This window comes from Achromobacter spanius (genome assembly GCF_039673305.1).
In the GTDB taxonomy this organism is placed as follows: domain Bacteria; phylum Pseudomonadota; class Gammaproteobacteria; order Burkholderiales; family Burkholderiaceae_B; genus Achromobacter; species Achromobacter spanius_F.
The window spans coordinates 1-18280 of record NZ_JBDJLJ010000012.1 but is presented as its reverse complement, the minus strand read 5'-3'; the positions used below and the strand labels follow the sequence as shown (position 1 = coordinate 18280).

The following is an 18280-nucleotide window of genomic DNA, read 5'->3' as shown; positions in this document are numbered from 1 at the left end:
TCGAAGGCCCGCCCCGCGCGGGCCTTCAGCCTTCCTGGCGCATGCGGTGCATGGCGACCAGGTTCTTCTTGGTTTCGATGATGTGCTCTTCCACCAGGCGCGCGGCCAGCGTGCCGTCCTGCTTCCTACAGGCCTCGAGGATGCGGTAATGGTCCGCCTGCGGGCCTTCCTTGCCGGTCGCCATCGACATCATCTCGTGCGTGTAGCGGTCGGTGTTCAGGCCGTATTCTTCAATCAGCCTGCGCAGCCGCGTGTTGTTCGCGGGCGCGCACAGCGCCAGGTGGAAGCGCCGGTTCAGTTCGGCCCAACGCGGCACCGCGTCGGCTTCGTCGTACTCGCGCAGGATGGATTCCAGCGCGTCCAGGTCGGCGCGTCCCATGTTGGGCACCGCCGCGCGCACCGCATAGCCTTCCAGCGCGATGCGGATGTCCAGCAGTTCGCAGATCTGGTCCACGTCCATGCGGATGACGACGGCGCCGCGGTTCAGGTGGTAGGCCACCAGGCCCTCGGTCTCAAGCTGGCGCAGGGCCTCGCGCACCGGTATGCGGCTGGCCTGGAAGCGGGTCGCCAGCGCGTCCTGCTTGAGCGGCGTGCCGGCGGGCAGCGCCCCCGTCAGGATTTCGTAGCGCAACTGGTCCCGGATCCGGTGCGGCAAGGCCTGGGCTTTGCTGGACGAGGCCTTCGTTTTGGTAATGCTCATGACTATCGGGTATCTCTGGCGAAGGACGGCGGCCTGCGGCAAACGTCGATGGGGCGGTTGCGATGGGGCTCCCATCGTAGCCCAACGGGCACGCCCGGGGAACCGCAAGCGGCGCGCGGCCGCCGGGCGCCCCTGCCGTCGGCTGGCGGCTTGAGGCGACTGCCCTGTGCTGTTTTTTTTGTAACTTCGCCAGATCATCCCGATTTGCGGCACAGGCGATTTCCCTATGAGGCGTGCCGATCGGCCGCCTATTGCGATCAAACTGATACGCTTTTTTCCTCTGTCTCTGAATCTGTACTGAAAAGCGCGCAAGACCTAACTTCATGGTGCAGTGCAAACACCGCGTCAGCGCACGCCGCCAGTTGGCGGTTCGCCCCGCGCTGGCGATGAAAGTCAGGAATACCGCCATGGATAGCGACGCGCTATTGCTCGCCCGAATACAGTTCGGCTTCACCATCTCTTTTCACATCGTCTTCCCCGCCATCACCATCGGGCTGGCCAGCTACCTGGCCGTGCTGGAGGGGTTCTGGCTGAAAACGGGCAAGACGGTGTACCGGGACCTCTATCACTTCTGGACCAAGATCTTTGCCGTCAACTTCGGCATGGGCGTCGTGTCGGGCCTGGTGATGGCCTACCAGTTCGGCACCAACTGGAGCTTCTTCTCCGATTTCGCGGGCAGCGTGACGGGTCCGCTGCTGGCCTACGAAGTGCTGACGGCGTTCTTCCTGGAAGCGGGCTTCCTGGGCGTGATGCTGTTCGGCTGGTCGCGCGTGGGGCCCGGCCTGCACTTCTTCTCGACCGTCATGGTGGCCCTGGGCACGCTGGTGTCGGCCACCTGGATCCTGGCGTCCAACAGCTGGATGCAGACGCCCGCGGGGTACGAGATCCTGGACGGGCGCGTCGTGCCCACCGACTGGCTGGCCGTGATCTTCAATCCGTCTTTCCCGTACCGGCTGGCGCACATGGGCATCGCCGCCTTCCTGGCCACCGCGCTGATGGTGGGCGCGTCCGGCGCCTGGCACCTGCTGCGCGGCGACCGCAGCCCGGCGGTGAAAAAGATGTTCGCGATGGCGATGGGCATGCTGCTGCTGGCCGCGCCGCTGCAGGCCGTGGTGGGCGACTTCCATGGGCTGAACACGCTCAGGCACCAGCCCGCCAAGATCGCGGCGATCGAAGGCCACTGGGAGAACGAGCCGGGCGCGGGCGTGCCGCTGACGCTGTTCGGCATCCCCGACATGGCGCGCGAGGAAACGCGCTATGCGCTGAACATTCCGCGGCTGGGCAGCCTGATCCTCACGCACAGCTGGGACGGCCAGTTTCCCGGCCTGAAATCCTACCCACCCGAAGACCGCCCGAATTCCACGGTGGTGTTCTGGTCGTTCCGCGTCATGGTGGGGCTGGGCCTGCTGATGATCGCGCTGGCGATCTGGGCGCAGTGGGCGCGCTGGCGCCGCCGCCTGTACGCGTCGCGCTGGCTGCACCGCTGCGCGCTGTGGATGGGCCCCTCCGGCATCGTCGCCCTGCTGGCCGGCTGGTACGTCACCGAGATCGGGCGGCAGCCCTGGATCGTGTATGGCGTCATGCGCACGGCGGATGCCGCCACGCCGCACGGGCTGGGCGAGCTGACGCTGACGCTCGCGCTCTTCGTGGCGGTGTACCTGCTGGTCTTCGGCGCGGGCGTTTCCTACATGCTGCGCCTGATCCGCATGGGCCCCAGCCCGGCCCCCGGCCATGCGCCGCTGTCCGGCGGCCCGGGCGAACCGCGCCAGCCGTCGCGGCCGCTGTCGGCGGCCTCCACCCTGGCGGGCGTCGAGCCCGCGCCACACACGCATTCGGGAGTCTGAGGCCATGGGCATCGACCTTGCACTGATCTGGGCAGTCATCATCCTGTTCGGCGTGATGATGTACGTCATCATGGATGGATTCGACCTGGGCATCGGCATCCTGTTTCCGCTGATCGCCGACCGGCAGGAGCGCGACGCCATGGTCAACACCGTGGCGCCCGTCTGGGACGGCAACGAGACCTGGCTGGTGCTGGGCGGCGCGGGCCTGCTCGCGGCGTTTCCGCTGGCGTACGCGGTGATCCTGAGCGCGCTGCACCTGCCCCTGGTGTTCATGCTGCTGGGACTGATTTTCCGCGGCGTGGCGTTCGAGTTCCGCTTCAAGGCCGACGAGCGCCACCGTCCGCTGTGGGACATCGCCTTCGTCTTCGGCTCCGTGTGCGCCACGTTCTTCCAGGGCGTCACCCTGGGCGCCTACATCGAAGGCATTCCGGTCGTGGACCGCGCCTACGCGGGCGGCGCCTGGGACTGGATCAGTCCGTTTTCGATGTTCACCGGGCTGGGCCTGGTCGTGGCCTACGCGCTGCTGGGCTGCACCTGGCTCATCATGAAGACCGAAGGCCGGCTGCATCGCCACATGTGCCGCATTGCGCGGCCGCTGACGTTGGCGCTGCTGGCCGTCATCGCCGTGCTGAGCGCCTGGACGCCGCTGGCGCAGCCGCAGATCGCGCAGCGCTGGTTCAGCCTGCCCGGCATGTTCTGGTTCTTCCCCGTGCCGCTGCTGGTGGCCGCGGCCGGGTTCGAACTCATCCGCCGCGTCCGGGGCACGCCGGCCGCCGGGCCGTTCGTGCTGTCGCTGGCGCTGGTCTTCCTGGGCTACAGCGGACTGGGCATCAGCATCTGGCCCGCGGTGATCCCGCCCGACGTGTCCATCTGGACGGCGGCCGCGCCGCCCCAGAGCCTGGGCTTCGCGCTGGTCGGCGCCCTGGCGATCATTCCGATTATCCTCATGTACACCGCCTGGTCGTACTACGTTTTCCGGGGCAAGGTGCGCACCGGCGAGGAGTTCCACTGATGAACGGCCCGCAACCCGCCCTGTCCTCGTGGCGCTCCCGCCTGCTCTGGCTGGCGCTGATCTGGGCGTGCAGCGTCGCGGCGCTGGGCGCCGCCGCCGGCGTGCTGCGCCTTGTCATGCGATCCATCGGCATGTCGACCTGAACCGCGTGACGCATACGGATGCCCCCAATGAAGCGCTACGAACGCCTGACCGAAGAAATCACCGCCTCGATCCTGTCCGGCCTGCTGCAGGTGGGAGACCGCCTGCCCTCGGTGCGGCAGACCAGCGCCAGCCGCGGCGTCAGCCCGTCCACCGTGTTCAAGGCCTATTACCTGCTGGAAGCGCGCGGCCTGATCCGCGCGCGCGACCGGTCCGGCTACTACGTCCAGCGCGCCCCGCGCGCCGCGCTGCCCGAACTGGACGGGCCGTCGAGCGCCAGCGCGGAGCGGCATCCGGTGGACGTCAGCGACAACGTGCTGCGCGTGCTCAACGCCACCCTGCGCCGCGACATGCTGCCGTTCGGGTCGGCGTTTCCCAGCCCGTCCCTGCTGCCCTACGGCAGGCTGGCCCGCTACCTGGCCAGCACGGTGCAGAAGCTGGACCCCTGGGGCTCCATCGACGACCTGAGTCCGGGCGACGCCGCGCTGCGCCGCGCGATCGCCCTGCGCTATCTGGCCGACGGCATGACGGTGCCGGTGGACGACATCGTAATCACCAACGGTGCGCTGGACGCGCTGAACCTGAGCCTGGCGGCAGTATCCAGCCCCGGCGACGCGGTCATCGTCGAGTCGCCCACGTTCTACGCGGCGCTGCAATCGCTGGAGCGCAACGGGCTGCACGCCATCGAGGTGCCGACGCATCCGCGCGTGGGCATCGACCTGCAGGCGCTGGAAGACGCCATCGTGCGCCACCGCCCCCGGGCCTGCTGGCTGATGACCACCTTCCAGAATCCGCTGGGCAGCCTGATGCCCGACGAAAAAAAGGAAGCGCTGGTCCAGCTGCTGACCCGCCACGACGTGGCGCTGATCGAAGACGACGTGTACGGCGAACTCTACTTCGGCGAAACCCGGCCGCGGCCGGCCAAGGCGTTCGACACCGCAGGCATCGTGATGCACTGCTCGTCGTTTTCCAAGACGCTGGCGCCGGGCTACCGCGTGGGCTGGGTGGCCGGCGGCCGCTACACGCGCCAGATCATGCGCAACAAGCTGACCACCAGCCTGGCCACCGCCGCGCCGACGCAGGCCGCCATCGCGGCCTATCTCGAGAAGGGCGGCTACGACCGCCACCTGCGCCAGTTCCGCCAGGCGCTGGCCCTGCAGCAAGGAGAACTGCTGCAGGCCGTGGCGCGCTATTTCCCCAAGGGCACGCGCGCCACGCGGCCTGCGGGCGGCTACTTCGTGTGGGTGGAACTGCCCGCGCACATCGACACGCTGAAGGTGCACCGCGCCGCGCTGGACCACGGCATCAGCATCGCGCCGGGGCCGCTGTTCTCCGCGTCGGGGGGCTTCGGCAATTTCCTGCGGTTGAATCACGGGCATCCGTGGAACGACGCCATGGAGCAAGGGATGGCGACACTAGGGAAACTGCTGGCGGGCGGGTAGCCGCGAGTGAACCGTCAGCGCGTCGCGGCGCGGGCTCGCGCCGACTCCACGTCACCACGCAGGGATACTGGATCGGCGCGCAGGGGCAGCACGAGCCGTCCCTGACGGTCGATGGCGCCCCACTCGCCGCCCACCATATAGCTGTGTTCGCCGTCGGGCGTGCGCTCGGTGCGGCAGCCCTTGCACACCGCGGCAATGCCGCCTTTGAACCGGTCCGCCCAGTCGTAGGGCGTGGCCAGCACGCGGTTGAGCTGCCTGTCGTAGTAGGCCATGCCGCCGGACCACCGGCCGCGCGTGAGGCCTTCCTCGAAGTCGTCGGCGCCGTTGTCATACGTGAGCACGGCGACGGCGCGGCCGTCCGGCCGCACCCAATGCCAGGATCCGTTCGCGGTGGCGGGCGACAGCCCGTCGCCGCCGAAGTCCATGCGCGACAGCACCGCCGGCCGGAACGCCACGGCGTCGCCCGTGACGCGGGCGCAATGTTCGACGTGTTCCAGGGAACCGTCCGCCAGCTTGTCCGCGTAGAAGCACGGCAGGTCATAGTCGGCGGCGTTGCCCGAGGCCAGGGCAAGCGAGGAAAGCAAGGCGGCGATCAGCATGCGGGGCATCCTAGCATGGCGTGCCGCCGGTTCATGGCCCATGCAGGGCCCCGACGACAACGGCCCCGAAGGGCCGTTGCTCACCTCAGTTGGCGGTGGCGCCGGAGTCCTTGACCGCCTTGGCCCACGACGCGATCTCCGTCTGGATGAACTTGCCGAAGTCGGCGGTGTTCATCCCGGAGGCGCGCGCGCCCTCTTCGAGCAGCCGCTGCTTGACCTCGGGCGCGGCCAGCGCGCCGCTCAGGGCTTCGTTCAGCCTGGCCACCACGGCGTCCGGCGTGCCGGCGGGCGCGACGATGCCGTGCCAGGACACGGCCTGGAAGCCCGGCAGGCCGGATTCCGCCATCGTCGGCACGTCGGGCATGGCCGACGAGCGCTCGGGCGACGTGACGGCCAGCGCGCGCAGCGTGCCCGCCTTCACGTGCGGCAGCACGCCCGGAATGGTGGTGAACATGAAGTCGATCTGGCCGCCGATCAGGTCCGTGATGGCGGGGCTGCCGCCCTTGTAGGGCACGTGCGTGAATTGCAGCTTGGCCTCGCTCTTGAACATTTCTCCGGCCAGGTGCCCCGGCGTGCCGGCGCCCGCCGAACCCATGTTGGTCTTGTCGCCCTGCGAGCGGATATAGGCGATCAGTTCCTGCACGTTCCTGGCCTTGACGTTGGGCCCGACGACCAGCACGTTCGGCACGGTGGCCAGCAGCGTGACGGGCGTGAAGTCCTTCACGGCGTCGTAGGAGATGCGCGAGTACAGCGACGGGTTGATGCCGTGCGTGCTGGCCGTGGCCAGCAGCAGCGTGTAGCCGTCCGGCGCGCTCGATGCCACCTGCTTGGCGGCGATGGTGCCGTTGGCGCCGCCCTTGTTGTCGATCACGATGGTCTGGCCCAGCGTCTTGGCGGCCTCGGCCGCGACGGTGCGCGCGAGGATGTCGGACGTGCCGCCGGCGGAATGGGGCACGGCCAGCGTGATCGGCTTGGCGGGGAAGGATTGCGCGTGCGCCGCCGGCAGCGCCGGCGTGATACAGGCGGCCAGCGCGATGCGCGCCAGCAGTCTAGAGCGGAACATTGAAGTCTCCAGGGTTGTTGTCGATTGCGGCGCCTTCCTTGGGCGCCGTCATATCGGCGATAAGGCCGGTCCGTTCAGTCCGAACCGAGCTGCAACTTGTTGGGCTGGCGCTTTTCGATCGACCACTTCAGCAGCGCCGCCGACCGGTAGATGCCGTGCGCGAACTTGCCGTAGGGCAGCGTCAGGAACAGCGCCATCACCACGCCCAGGTGGATCGCCAGCAGCAGCGCCATGGCGCTGCCGTCGCGGCCCGCCAGCAGGGCCAGGCCGGTGGCGCTGGTCAGGAACAGCAGCACGATGAAGCCGCGGTCCATGGGCTTTTGCGCCGCGTCGCCCTGCTGCGGGTGACGCTTGAAATTCAGCCACAGCAGGCCCGCCGGCCCGATCAAGAGGCCGATGCCGCCCGCGGAGCCCAGCAGCACCGGCGCGCTCAAGACCGGATACGGCGCCTGCTGGCCCAGCAGATAGTGGTACAGCGTGGCCACGCAGGTCGCGGCAAAGCACAGCATGAAGCCGTAGAACGTGAAGTGGTGGAAGCGCCGGCGCCACAGCGTGAAGGCGTCGTCGGCGTTGTTGCAGCCCTTGCCGTGGCCGCCGTCCAGGTAGCGCAGGCGCAGCGCGTCGTGCGCGGCCTCGGCCACCGCCGCGCCGGACGCCGCGCCCGGACTGACATTGCGCCAGAAGCGCACGACGCCCACGCCCAGCGCCAGCATGGAAAAGCCGAACACCACGCCGAACATCAGCGCCAGCGTGTTGTGCGGGAACACGGCATAGAAATTGCCGGCCATCGGCTCATGGAACAGGCCGCCGGCCATCACCACCGCCAGGACCAGGAACAGCGCCAGGCCCGCGGCCGTGGCCAGCGACAGGGCCAGGCCGTTGCGCTTGTAGAGCGAACCCAGCGCGGCCGGCCAGGCATAGTCGGTGTAGGTCTGCATCCGCACCTTGGCCATGGCCTGCGGCACGTTGACGGCGAACTCGTGCGGCGGCGCGTACTGGCACGCGTGCAGACAGGCCCCGCAGTTGTGGCACAGGTTGGCCAGGTAGTTCAGGTCGGCCTTGCCGAACTCCAGGCGCCGGGTCATGGCGGGGAACACCGCGCAGAACCCTTCGCAGTAGCGGCAGGCGTTGCAGATCTGCATGACGCGCGCGACTTCGGTTTCGTCGTCGGTCAGCGTTTCCGTCAGCGGCTTGGCGCCGCGGGCGTGGAAATGCACGGGCTGTTCGGACAGCGCCGGCGCCGGGCCGGACTGGCTGCTGGAAAAGGACTGCGCCTCGCGGGCCAGGGCTTCAAGCTGCTTCACGTTGTGCTCCCGCATTCTTCTGGCTGCGCGCGGCAATGGCGGCGCGCGTGCCGGCGATCCGGCCGAAGGCCGTGCCGATGGACATGCCCACGCCCGCCGTATAGCCCTTGCCCAGCACGTTGCCGGCCATCATTTCGCCCGCGACGAACAGGTTGTCGCTGGGCTTGTCGTTGAACCGGACCGCGGCGGTGTCGTCCACCTTCAGGCCCAGATAGGTAAAGGTGATGCCGGGCCGCAGCGCATAGCCATAGAACGGCGCGGTATCGATCGGCCGCGCCCAGTGCGTCTTGGCGGGCGTCACGCCTTCGGTGTGGCAGTCGTCCAGCGCGGTGTGGTCGAACTTGCCCACGCGGCAGGCCTCGTTGTATTGACGGATGGTCTGCGCGAAGGTGGCCGGGTCCAATCCCAGCTTTTCGGCCAGCTCGGGCAAGGTGTCGGCCTTCACGCCCGGGAACACCGGCGGCATGAAGCGGCCGATCGCCTTGGCGTCGATGATGGAATAGGCGATCTGGCCCGGCTGCAAGGCCGTCAGGCGGCCCCAGATGGCGTAGCGCTTGGGCCAGAAGTCTTCGCCCTCGTCATAGAAGCGCACGGCCTCGCGGTTGACGACCACGCCCAGCGACACGCAATCGATGCGGGTACAGATGCCGCCGTCATAGAGCGGGGCGCGGGCGTCGATGGCCACGCAATGCGATTGGGAGGGATCGCCGATGCCGTCGGCGCCGGCGTCCAGCATGAACTTGAGCAGCACGCCCATGTTGAAGCGCGTGCCGCGGATCAGGAAATTGTCGGCCGGCCATTCGCCGCGCTCGTTCTGGCCCCAGGCCTCGCGCAGCCATTCGCGGTTGGACTCGAAGCCGCCGGCGGCCAGCACACAGGCGCGGGCCTCGATGCGTTCGCCGCCGATGCGCGCGGCCACGAAGCGGCCGTTGTCCAGCTCCAGCGAATCGACCGGCGCGTTGTAGCGGATCTGCACGCCCAGCGCCTCGGCGCTGCGATAGTAGGCATTGACCAGCGCCTTGCCGCCGCCCATGAAGAAGGCATTGGTGCGCGCCACGTGCAGCGCGCCCGACAGCGGCGGCTGGAAGTTCACGCCGTGGCGGCGCATCCAGTCCCGACAGGTGGAGGATTCGCGGATGACCAGCCGCGCCAGGTGTTCATTGGTCAGCCCGCCCGTCACCTTGAGCAGGTCCTGCCAGTATTCTTCTTCGGGGTACGCGTCGACCAGCACGTCCTGCGGCGCATCGTGCATGCAACGCAGATTGCGCGTGTGCTGCGAGTTGCCGCCCCGCCATTCCTTCGGCGCCGCTTCCAGCAGCAGCACGCTGGCGCCGGCCTCCCGCGCCATCAGGGCCGCGCACAGCGCCGCATTGCCCCCACCAATCACCAAGACGTCAACCATGCCATCTTCCCCATTTCAAGGGGCAGACTGTACGCAGCGGTGCGCCGCCGCGATATCAGGCAGGCGTCAACGGGTCTTCACGATTCGTGAAGAGCGACCACGGCCCATTTGCCCTCGCGGGCCAGGGTGCGGGACACGTCGGCCATCACCAGGCGGGCGGCCAGCGCCGCGGGGGACAGTTCCTCGTCGGAGAGGCTGGCCAGCAGGTTGGAGCGGAACAGGTGGGCATCGTCGATGCGCGCCATCCGCAACTGGCCGGGCGCGATGCGCGCCGTCGCCGAACTGGGCTGGATGGTGGCGGCGTTGCCCTGCTGGACCACGTCCATCAGCAGCGACAGGCCGTCGACCTCGGCCACCACCCGGGGCGTGCGCCCCAGTTGCAGGAACGCGTTGTTGACCAGCGCGCGCAGGCCGTGGCGGCCGCTGGGCAGCACCAGCGGCAGGTCCGCGATGGCTTCCAGCCGCGTCGTATCGCCGGCCGGCACGCCCGGCATGTCCGGCCGGGCAAAAAGGAACAGGGGTTCGTCCAGCAGCGGCATGACGCTCCAGCGGCGCGCGGATTCCGTGTGGAAAACGATGGCCAGGTCCAGCAGGCGCCCGTTGAGCATGTCGGTCAGGTGCCCCGACAGCGCCTCGACCAGATGCAGGCGGATGTCGGGATAGCGCTCGTTCATGGCCTGCAGGAAGGGCGCGCCCAGCACCGCCGCCGTGGTGGACGGCAGGCCGACGCTGACATGCCCGGCCAGCCTGGCCTGCTGGGCGGCCTGGACCGCGTCGTCGGCGTGGCGCAGGGCCAGCTGCGCCTGGCGGAAGAATGCCAGCCCCGCGTCCGTGGGCACCACGCCGCTGGCGCTGCGCTGCAGCAGGCGGGTGGACAATTCGCCTTCGAGGCGGCTGATCTGCTGGCTGAGCGCCGACGTGACCATGCCGATCGACATGGCCGCCCGGCCGATGCTGCCCGCCTCGACCACGCGCACGAAGTAACGCAGCTGGCGCAGTTCCATGGATCAGCCCGGGATGGCCAGTCCCTTGGCCACGGCGGGCCGGGCGACAAAGGCCTCCAGCACGCGCCCGACGTTCTTGAACCCGGAGAAGCCCACCAGCTCGCCGGCGCCGTAGAAACCCACCAGGTTGCGGACCCAGGGGAAGATCGCGATGTCGGCAATGGTGTACTGGTCGCCCATCACCCAGTCGCGCCCTTCCAGGCGCTGGTCCAGCACGGCCAGCAGGCGCTTGGACTCGTCGACGTAGCGGTCTCGCGGACGCTTGTCCTCGTAGTCCTTGCCCGCAAATCGGTGGAAGAAGCCCAGCTGGCCGAACATCGGACCGATGCCGCCCATCTGGAACATCACCCACTGCAGCGTCTCGTAGCGCCCCGCCGTGTCCGCCGGGATGAACTGGCCGGCCTTGCCGGCCAGGTAGACCAGGATGGCGCCGGACTCGAACAGGGCCAGCGGCTTGCCATCGGGCCCGTTGGGGTCGAGGATCGCCGGAATCTTGTTGTTCGGGCTGATCGACAGGAATTCGGGCGAGAACTGGTCCTTGGAATCGAAGCTGACCCGGTGCGGTTCATAGGGCAGTCCGGTTTCCTCCAGCATGATCGACGCTTTCACGCCGTTAGGCGTGGGCAGCGAATAGAGCTGGATGCGGTCGGGATGCTGGGCGGGCCACTTCTGGGTGATGGCAAAGGCGTCGAGGGAGGACATGCGGGGATTTCTCCGGAGGAGGCGGGGTTGGGTGACGACAATCCTAGCGCAAAACCCGGCATATCCCCCACCGCAGCGCCGTGACGGCCAGCGCGATGGGCAGCACCACGTGCAGCTGTGCCAGGAACAGTTCGCGCGTCGCCTCGCCGGGCGCCCAGGTGTTGCCAAACACCTGCGGCGAAGGCGGCGCCAGGTACAGGGCGAGCAGCGCGGCGGCCAGCGTCGCCCCCGCCCGCCAGAGCCCCGATTGCCGCAGCCTGGCCGGGCGCTCGGCCAGCGCCAGCAACGCCAGCCCTGCCAGGCCGGCCAGCACGGCCTCGACGTAGAAATCGCGCGGCTCATACATATAGGGCGCGTCGGGGATCACCCAGCCGTAGGCGCCGGTTGTCAGCACCGACGTCAGGCAGGCGCCGAAAAGCGCTGCGGCGCAGGATAGGAGCAGGAGGTCCAGGAGGCGCAACAGGAGTTTGGGCATCGGAAAGGCGGCGGCGCGGCGGGCGGGAATCAGGGTGGCGGGAGCATGCCACACCTTGGGACCGGGCGCCGCCCCCCGTCCCGGCCATGCAGGGCCAGCCCGCAACCGGCTACATTCCACTACCGGCCCTTTGTCCCTGGATCCGCATGCGCGCCTTCCGCCTGTCCCTTGCCCCGATGCTTGCCGCCCTGTGCGGATTGGCCGCGGCTGCGCCCCTGACGGACCAGCCTTACGGGCCGGACGCCGCGCAGCTTGCCGACGTCCATCTGCCCGCCCCCGCCGCGGCGCCCGCCCCCATCCTGGTGGTCGTCCACGGCGGTTCCTGGAAAGGCGGCGACAAGGCCACGCCGGACGTCGTGCAGAACAAGCTGGCGTACTGGCTGCCCCGGGGATTCGCCGTCGTCTCCGTCAATACCCGCCTGCTGCCGGCCGCCCGCCCCGAACAACAGGCGGAAGACCTGGGCCGCGCCCTGGCCTGGATCGGACGGCAGGCCGCCGGCTGGAACGCGGACCCGGACCGCGTCATCGTCATGGGTCATTCGTCGGGCGGGCACCTGGCGACGCTGCTGGCCGCCGACCAAGCCATGCGGCTGCGCACCGGCGCGCGGCCGTGGCTGGCCAGCGTCATCCTGGACGGCGCCGGATTCGATCTGCTGGACGTCATGACCAAGCCGCACGCCGCGTTCTATGACGCGGCCTTCGGCACCGATCCCGGGAAATGGGCCGCGGCATCGCCCGCCGCGCAATTGCGGGACCCGCAGCCCCCCACCCTGTTCGTGTGCTCGACCTTGCGGCCCGATCCGTGCAACCGGGCGCGGCGCTACGCCGGCATGCTCCAGGCGCAGGGTGGCGTGGCGGAACTGGCTGGCGTGGCGCGCAACCACGCGCAGATCAACGCCGACGTCGGCGACGACAACGAGGAAACGCGGAGGATCTCGGCGTTCATCGATGCGCGGCTGGCGCGTTGAAATCGCGCGCCGGTCCACGCCATCCGCGTCGATCCGACCGGTGCGCTTGAGGGACTCGTCGCGAGGCCATTTGTGATGCACAATCCGCGTCGCGCTCGCGACGCGGCGCCCTGCCCCGGCAGGCCTTCTCCATTCCAGCCGTGGCGACCCGCCGCGGCCCGGCATCACCGGCAGTTCCCATGAAGCATCCGCAGCAACGTTCCGGGCAAGACTCCACACAGGTCATTCGGCACGACATGCCGCACGCAGGCAGGCGCGGCGGCAGGCGCGCAACAGCCGCCGCGCTGTTGCTGGCCGCCACGCTGGGGCTGCCCATGCTGGCCGCGCACGCCGCCGACGGGGTCGCCGAAGGCGCCGGGTCCTCCACGGCGGAAGCCTCCGGCGTAGCCCCGCAAGCGGCCGAGGGCCTGCGCAGCCGCAGCCTGACGCTGACGCTGATGAACAGCAAGGGCGGCGCACCCGCGCCCAATACGGCCTATCGGCTGTTCGTGACCGGCAAGGACGACGCCATCCTGGACACCCCCAGCGGCGACGGCATCCTGCACGGCGTCACGGACGCGCAGGGCCGCACGGCGCCGGCGCGCACCACGCTGCCCCATGCCGAGGAAGACTTCACCCTGATCCGCCGCATCGGCGACGGGCCGTGGGGCCACTTCTTCCAGCTTCAGTCCAGCGGCGACAAGGCGCCGTTGCCGGCGTGGCCCTACATCATGACCATGCACCAGCGCTGGGGCGAACAATGGGTGGACCTGGGCTATACCAACCGCCAGGGCGCGACGGCCTACTTCAGCCACCACGTGCCGGCGGGCTCGCTCTCGCTGTCCATCGACTCGCCGCTTACGTATGACCGGCCCTGCTTTGACGAGCTGGACGCCATCAACCGCAAATTCGCGCAGGACGATGCGCAGGGCGCCCGCGAGCTCATCGCCGCCATGCGTTGCGCCGACACCCCCCAGCAACGGCTGGACCTGGCCCGTATGCTGCTGTCGGCGGGCCAGCCCGAACTGGCCCGCCACTGGCTGATGCAGGCGCGGCAACGCCCCTTTCCGGACTGGATGAAGCCCATCGACACGTCCTTGCTGGGCGAGCGCCTCATGGTGGAACGGCTGCTGGGCATGCCGGACCTGGTCCTGGCGGACGCCCAGGCCATGCAGGCGCGGCAGTGGAAACGCAGCCGCGCCCGGACGCGCGACGGACAGGATTGGGCCAACAGCACGGCCTACTATCTTGCGGACTTCCCGGACTACCTTGCGCAGGCCGAGGACCAGGCCCGGGAATCCATCAAGCGCTTTGGCGCCAGGCCCTACAACCGGGGCACGCTGGGCTGGATCCTGGCGCTGCGGGGCCAGACCGACGAAGGCCTGCGCCTGATGCGCGACGCCTACCGCGACGTGCCGCGCGACCAGGAAATGGTGGCCGACTACGGACTGGCCCTGTGGCGCGACGGGCAGCGGGAACAGGCGGTGCAGCTGTGGGACGAAGCGCAGCGGACGTGCGTGTGGGGCCTGCGCCTCTACACCGCGATGCAGGAAGCCGCTTATCCGCATCCCTATTTTCAGCCGTCCGGTTCGAGCGCGGTGAAGGCGTACCGGGACCGCTGCGATGGGCCGCGGACCAAGGCGAAGAGCCGGACAAACGGGCAGGCATGAAAAAGCCGGCTGCACCCGCAGCCGGCCTGGGAACCGCGGACGGCCTCAGCCGCCCGGAGCTTATTTCTCGTCCTTCATCTTGACGTCGCTGGCCGCGTCGGCCTTCAGGCCGCTGGTGTTGATCTTGCCCGGCGGCGGCGCATCGATCTCATCCAGGTTTGCCGCAGCGGCCGGAGCGGTCACATCGTCCAGGTTCACGGCGTCCGCCACGGGCGCCGCGGGCTTGGCGGGGGCCGGCTTGGGCGCCGCCTTGGGCCGCGGCTTGGCCGGCACGCGCGGCTTCGCGACCTCAAGCGGACGGGTGTAGAGATTGCCGTCCTGGTAGACCAGCATGTAGGGCTTGCCGACGGCGGGCTTTACCGTCTGACGGGCGGTCCATTGCCCGTTGGCCACGTTGAACGACAAGGGACCTTCGCAACTGCGATAACCGTTCCCCCACTTCGACGACTGCGTGCCCGACACGCGATACACATGGTAGACGTGGCCGCAGCCGGCCTCCGGCACGTCCAGGGTGATCAGCGTCGCGCCAGGAACCTCGGCAACGTTGGCCACCATCATCGAGCTGCCCGCGACGTCGAGTTCCATGACCTTCTTCTGGCCATAGAGCTTGATGTCATAGGAATCGTTGTAATAGCGGCGCAGCGCCGCACGTTCGCCGTTGACCGTGAAGACCTGCTGCTCCTTGGCCAGGACTTCGCCGAAGTCGAGCCCCATCTTGCCGGAGCCGGTGCTGACGCAACCCGACAGCGCCGCCACGACGGAAACCAGGACTATTGCGCCAACCGGACGGCTAGTGCCAGGCCTGCTTGCCAACTTTGCCAAAACCCCACCAATGACCGCCGCCTTCATTCAATAACCCCTTGATAAAAAAACAGAATTTTCACGTCTCGCGAATTTCTGACAAACGTATCATTTATATCTAAATGATACGCACTGTTATACTGTAAACCAAAGCGTACAGGGCGAGGCTCGAAGGATGAAGAAGGTTTGCGTGGCCGCGGCGATCGCCGCCAGCGTTGGCAGCATGCCGGCGCACGCCGAGGCGTACCGCCTGGCATATTCCAAAGCGGAAAACATCGAGATTTTCATTGACCACGCCAATGGCGCTGCCTGGTGCGGTCCACAGTTGACTCTGCGCGCCGTCTACGGCGGGGCGCCAGATGGCGAGGCCCTGGGCCGGCTGCTGCCCAAGATCGGCGTGCTGCTCAACAAGCAATGCCCGCAGGCGGCCGACCTGCGCTGGACCAGCGTCAGCAGCGCGGGGGCCCGCGTCGCCGAGGGCACCAGCGCCAAGGCGTCCGGCTGGACGATGCAGATGGCCGCAGCGCCGGCTGCCGCAGCACCGGCGGCCCCTGCTCCTGCCGTGGTCGCGGCGGCTTCCGCGCCCGTCGCCACGCCAACCGCGCCGCAACCGCCCGTTGCCCCGGCCCCGGCCGCAGCCCCCGCGCCTGGCCCGGTCGCGGTTGAAACGCCGCCGGCAGCCGCCCAGACGTCGGCGCCGATCTCGGCCACGCCAGCCGAAACGGTCCCGCCGGCCGCACCTGCGCCCGATATCGCCGCCCCGGTTGCCCCAGCGATGGCGGCCGTCCCCGCCGCGCCTGAGCCGGCCCCGTCTCCTGCCGCCGTTCCGGCCGCGCCCATTGCCGATGCCCAGCCCACGGCGCCGGCTCCCGCCGCGCCCGCGCAGGCCGCGTTCGCGGTCAACGGCTGGACGCCCCCGCAGGCAGCCGCCGCGATGGCGGGCAGCAAGCAGCTCAGGGTCATGCAGGACCAGAACGGCTGCAAAGTGATTTCGACGTTCCAGCTGGGCGACGGCGCCCAGTACATCACGCTGAAATCCGATGGTTTGAATTGCGGCCCCGACGGCTACGCGACCGGCAAGGGCCGCTTGCAGCTGGAACGCTCGGACGGCGCCCGCATCGCACAGACGAACGACGTCTGGCTGGTGTCGGGCATCCCCTTCGCGTCCCCCGTGGCCGCCGCCCGCCTCGCGCATGTCGGCGAAAACGGCACGCTGTGGTTCCACATGGACAGCGATCCGGCCAGCCGCTCGCACTATCTGCTGCGCGCGGAGCGCACGTCGTACAACAACGCGCTGCAGGCCTGGCGCTATAACCGGATCGACGTGGTCACCGAAAGCGCGGACGTGTTCCGCAACGCCACCGACATCAGGGTAGCCGTGGACGCCGCCTTGCGCGTGCTGGAACGCACGTCGGTCCCCGACGCCGCCAACGCGCACATCGTGTTCTCGGACAACTTCGAGCAGGGCGCCATCGGCGGACAGACCGAACATCTGCTCTACGCCATCGACGCCAACCGCGCCACCGACTGGCGCACCGGCAAGCCCAAGAGCGAATGGCGCTACAACCTGCAGTACGCGCAGAACTACCTGTTCAAGCGCGATGAGATCCTGGCTCGCCAGAAGCGCGAAGCCCAGATGCGCCTGGCCAACAAGGAACGCGACAACCTGCGCCAGTACCAGAACCTGGTCGAGCAGGCCAAGAGCGATCCCAACGGCATCCTGGGCCGCATGCTGCGCGACGTTCGCTACGAGCCGCTGGGCGGCGGCAGCTACGGCGGCCTGATGGCCGGCCGCAAGGCCACGGTGCGCATGGTCGTCCACGTGGACGACCACAAGGACAACGACGCCATCGCCGACTGGCCCTACGAAATGCGCCTGCCCGGCCAGAAGTCGCTGAAGGAAGGCTGGTACCTGGTCCCCGGCGACATCACGCTGGACGCCAAGCGCGTGGACGGCCGCGGCCTGCCCCTGACCCTGTTGACGTTGGGTCCGGCCGCTCCCCACGCCTGCAAGAAGGAAGGCTGCGCCGACCTGAACGATCCGCTGGTGGGCGCGCGCATGATGCTCGGCCTGCCCGACTGGACGCCCGAGCAGGCCCAGGCCGTGATCGACCAAGCCACCCAACCCTGATAGCCGGACGAGCAACGCAATGATCAAACAAAAGAAAGCCCTGATCGCGGGCGGCGTCGTGGCGGCGCTGGCCTGCGCCTGGTGGGGCCTGGGCGCCTACGCGTCCGGCAAGGCCGAGGACGAGCTGCTGGCGCTCCTGGACAAGACCGGCCAGCGCGACATGGTGCACTGGAAGAGCCTGTCGGCGTCGCCGTTCGGCTCCGCCAAACTGAAGGAAGTCACGATCGGCTCGGCCGCATCGCCCGTCGCCAGCATCGAGACCGTCAGGATCAGCGGCCTGCGCAACACGCGCGACCGCCAGAGCGGCGACGTGACGATCGAAGGCGCCGCGCTGCCCAACGGCAACAGCGTGCTGAGCCAGACGGACCTGATCCGCCAGGCGGGCAAATCCGACCTTCCCCCGGCCAACCTGCGCGTTCGCTGGGACTACCAGCGAGACGACGACAACGCGTCGATCCATCTCAACCTGGAGCAGCCCGAGGCGCTGAACGCCGAGCTCACGCTGGGCCTGGAGCGCGTCAACGGCGCCGCCGCCCTGGCCGAGAACGGCGCCGCGCTGGGCGCGCTGGGCATGATGGGAATCATGGGCATGGGCCGCATGGACCGCAGCCTGGCGCCCCTGGCGGAAGTGCGCATCACGGAAGGCAGCCTGTCGCTCAAGGACGACGGCTACGTCAAGCGCAGCATTGAACTCTACAAGCGTTACAACATCGCCGCCGTTCCGGGCGAAGGCAACCCGGACAAGCAGCGCGGCAAGCTGTTCGACAAGTTCATCGACGACGCCCGCAAGCAGTGCATCCAGCGCAAGTCGATGGCCGGCTTCAAGGACAACGAAGACGCCTGCAAGGCCGCGGCCAATTTCGCGGGCGGTGAAGACCGCGAGATCACGCTGACCCTGAATCCGCGCAATGGCGTGTCCGTGGCCGAAATACTGTCGGGCGCCGGCCGGGATTACAGCAAGGTCCTGGCGCTGTTTTCGCCCACACTGAAGAACTGAGCGCAACGCGCCGGAACGAACTGGGCGGCATACCGCGGGGGCTGCC

The 18280-nt window shown here is 68.8% G+C and carries 17 protein-coding genes; 8 read left to right on the top strand and 9 right to left on the bottom strand.

Annotation, left to right across the window (positions count from 1 at the left end; all coding sequences use genetic code 11):
- Window positions 1-25 precede the first annotated feature (25 nt).
- Window positions 26-700 carry a GntR family transcriptional regulator gene (locus tag ABE485_RS12650; RefSeq protein ID WP_346515643.1) on the bottom strand — a complete coding sequence of 225 codons (675 nt, stop codon included), beginning with the start codon at window positions 698-700 and terminating at the stop codon, window positions 26-28.
- 407 nt (window positions 701-1107) lie between these two features.
- On the opposite strand from ABE485_RS12650, the gene ABE485_RS12645 reads away from it, so the two are divergent.
- From ABE485_RS12645 to ABE485_RS12630, 4 genes are read left to right on the top strand one after another with little or no spacing between them, the layout of a single operon-like run.
- Window positions 1108-2544, top strand: a complete 1437-nt coding sequence (locus tag ABE485_RS12645) for a cytochrome ubiquinol oxidase subunit I (RefSeq protein ID WP_346515642.1) — start codon at window positions 1108-1110, stop codon at window positions 2542-2544.
- A 4-nt stretch (window positions 2545-2548) separates the two neighbouring features.
- Window positions 2549-3556: a cytochrome d ubiquinol oxidase subunit II gene (gene cydB / locus ABE485_RS12640; protein ID WP_346515641.1), complete on the top strand. Its 1008-nt coding sequence runs from the start codon at window positions 2549-2551 to the stop codon at window positions 3554-3556.
- Window positions 3556-3699, top strand: a complete 144-nt coding sequence (locus tag ABE485_RS12635; RefSeq protein WP_346515640.1) for a DUF2474 family protein — start codon at window positions 3556-3558, stop codon at window positions 3697-3699. The genes cydB and ABE485_RS12635 overlap by 1 nt, the downstream gene beginning before the upstream one ends.
- 27 nt (window positions 3700-3726) lie before the next feature.
- Window positions 3727-5139, top strand: a complete 1413-nt coding sequence (locus ABE485_RS12630) for a PLP-dependent aminotransferase family protein (RefSeq protein ID WP_346515639.1) — start codon at window positions 3727-3729, stop codon at window positions 5137-5139.
- A gap of 14 nt (window positions 5140-5153) precedes the next feature.
- Here ABE485_RS12630 and ABE485_RS12625 read toward each other — a convergent pair whose 3' ends face one another.
- From ABE485_RS12625 to ABE485_RS12595, 7 genes are all read right to left on the bottom strand, one after another.
- Entirely contained in the window at window positions 5154-5738 is a 585-nt protein-coding gene (locus ABE485_RS12625; protein ID WP_346515638.1) for a WG repeat-containing protein, read from the bottom strand.
- A gap of 85 nt (window positions 5739-5823) precedes the next feature.
- A complete protein-coding gene (locus tag ABE485_RS12620; protein ID WP_346515637.1) occupies window positions 5824-6801 on the bottom strand; it encodes a Bug family tripartite tricarboxylate transporter substrate binding protein in 978 nt (325 codons plus the stop codon).
- Window positions 6802-6875: 74 nt separating this feature from the next.
- On the bottom strand, window positions 6876-8105 hold the full coding sequence (gene tcuB / locus ABE485_RS12615) for a tricarballylate utilization 4Fe-4S protein TcuB (protein ID WP_346515636.1): 1230 nt from the start codon (window positions 8103-8105) through the stop codon (window positions 6876-6878).
- Window positions 8092-9507, bottom strand: coding sequence for an FAD-dependent tricarballylate dehydrogenase TcuA (gene tcuA, locus ABE485_RS12610; protein WP_346515635.1), 1416 nt, complete (start codon window positions 9505-9507; stop codon window positions 8092-8094). The genes tcuB and tcuA overlap by 14 nt, the downstream gene beginning before the upstream one ends.
- A 77-nt stretch (window positions 9508-9584) precedes the next feature.
- A complete protein-coding gene (locus tag ABE485_RS12605) occupies window positions 9585-10511 on the bottom strand; it encodes a LysR family transcriptional regulator (RefSeq protein WP_346515634.1) in 927 nt (308 codons plus the stop codon).
- A gap of 3 nt (window positions 10512-10514) precedes the next feature.
- Window positions 10515-11213: a glutathione binding-like protein gene (locus ABE485_RS12600; RefSeq protein ID WP_346515633.1), complete on the bottom strand. Its 699-nt coding sequence runs from the start codon at window positions 11211-11213 to the stop codon at window positions 10515-10517.
- 43 nt (window positions 11214-11256) lie between these two features.
- Window positions 11257-11688, bottom strand: coding sequence for a hypothetical protein (locus ABE485_RS12595; protein WP_346515632.1), 432 nt, complete (start codon window positions 11686-11688; stop codon window positions 11257-11259).
- A gap of 146 nt (window positions 11689-11834) precedes the next feature.
- On the opposite strand from ABE485_RS12595, the gene ABE485_RS12590 reads away from it, so the two are divergent.
- Window positions 11835-12656 (top strand): alpha/beta hydrolase, encoded by an 822-nt coding sequence (locus ABE485_RS12590; RefSeq protein WP_346515631.1) that lies wholly within the window; start codon window positions 11835-11837, stop codon window positions 12654-12656.
- Between the two features lie 179 nt (window positions 12657-12835).
- Window positions 12836-14305, top strand: a complete 1470-nt coding sequence (locus ABE485_RS12585) for a tetratricopeptide repeat protein (protein WP_346515630.1) — start codon at window positions 12836-12838, stop codon at window positions 14303-14305.
- A gap of 60 nt (window positions 14306-14365) precedes the next feature.
- On the opposite strand, the gene ABE485_RS12580 is transcribed toward ABE485_RS12585, so the two are convergent.
- Window positions 14366-15061, bottom strand: coding sequence for a hypothetical protein (locus tag ABE485_RS12580; protein WP_346515629.1), 696 nt, complete (start codon window positions 15059-15061; stop codon window positions 14366-14368).
- Window positions 15062-15281: 220 nt separating this feature from the next.
- On the opposite strand from ABE485_RS12580, the gene ABE485_RS12575 reads away from it, so the two are divergent.
- Together ABE485_RS12575 and ABE485_RS12570 are read left to right on the top strand one after the other, a co-directional pair.
- Window positions 15282-17237, top strand: coding sequence for a hypothetical protein (locus ABE485_RS12575; protein WP_346515628.1), 1956 nt, complete (start codon window positions 15282-15284; stop codon window positions 17235-17237).
- A gap of 19 nt (window positions 17238-17256) precedes the next feature.
- The gene (locus ABE485_RS12570; protein WP_346515627.1) at window positions 17257-18234 is read left to right on the top strand and encodes a DUF945 family protein; all 978 of its coding nucleotides are present in this window, start codon (window positions 17257-17259) and stop codon (window positions 18232-18234) included.
- The last annotated feature ends 46 nt before the right edge of the window (window positions 18235-18280 follow it).

What these genes read in the sequence shown, in the direction of transcription:
- ABE485_RS12635 (WP_346515640.1), top strand. Translation starts at nt 3,556, where the DNA reads ATGAACGGCCCGCAACCCGCCCTGTCCTCGTGGCGCTCCCGCCTGCTC.
- ABE485_RS12625 (WP_346515638.1), bottom strand. Translation starts at nt 5,738, where the DNA reads ATGCTGATCGCCGCCTTGCTTTCCTCGCTTGCCCTGGCCTCGGGCAAC.
- ABE485_RS12650 (WP_346515643.1), bottom strand. Translation starts at nt 700, where the DNA reads ATGAGCATTACCAAAACGAAGGCCTCGTCCAGCAAAGCCCAGGCCTTG.
- ABE485_RS12575 (WP_346515628.1), top strand. Translation starts at nt 15,282, where the DNA reads ATGAAGAAGGTTTGCGTGGCCGCGGCGATCGCCGCCAGCGTTGGCAGC.
- ABE485_RS12620 (WP_346515637.1), bottom strand. Translation starts at nt 6,801, where the DNA reads ATGTTCCGCTCTAGACTGCTGGCGCGCATCGCGCTGGCCGCCTGTATC.
- ABE485_RS12590 (WP_346515631.1), top strand. Translation starts at nt 11,835, where the DNA reads ATGCGCGCCTTCCGCCTGTCCCTTGCCCCGATGCTTGCCGCCCTGTGC.
- ABE485_RS12595 (WP_346515632.1), bottom strand. Translation starts at nt 11,688, where the DNA reads ATGCCCAAACTCCTGTTGCGCCTCCTGGACCTCCTGCTCCTATCCTGC.
- ABE485_RS12600 (WP_346515633.1), bottom strand. Translation starts at nt 11,213, where the DNA reads ATGTCCTCCCTCGACGCCTTTGCCATCACCCAGAAGTGGCCCGCCCAG.
- ABE485_RS12605 (WP_346515634.1), bottom strand. Translation starts at nt 10,511, where the DNA reads ATGGAACTGCGCCAGCTGCGTTACTTCGTGCGCGTGGTCGAGGCGGGC.
- ABE485_RS12630 (WP_346515639.1), top strand. Translation starts at nt 3,727, where the DNA reads ATGAAGCGCTACGAACGCCTGACCGAAGAAATCACCGCCTCGATCCTG.
- tcuA (WP_346515635.1), bottom strand. Translation starts at nt 9,507, where the DNA reads ATGGTTGACGTCTTGGTGATTGGTGGGGGCAATGCGGCGCTGTGCGCG.
- ABE485_RS12570 (WP_346515627.1), top strand. Translation starts at nt 17,257, where the DNA reads ATGATCAAACAAAAGAAAGCCCTGATCGCGGGCGGCGTCGTGGCGGCG.
- cydB (WP_346515641.1), top strand. Translation starts at nt 2,549, where the DNA reads ATGGGCATCGACCTTGCACTGATCTGGGCAGTCATCATCCTGTTCGGC.
- ABE485_RS12645 (WP_346515642.1), top strand. Translation starts at nt 1,108, where the DNA reads ATGGATAGCGACGCGCTATTGCTCGCCCGAATACAGTTCGGCTTCACC.
- ABE485_RS12585 (WP_346515630.1), top strand. Translation starts at nt 12,836, where the DNA reads ATGAAGCATCCGCAGCAACGTTCCGGGCAAGACTCCACACAGGTCATT.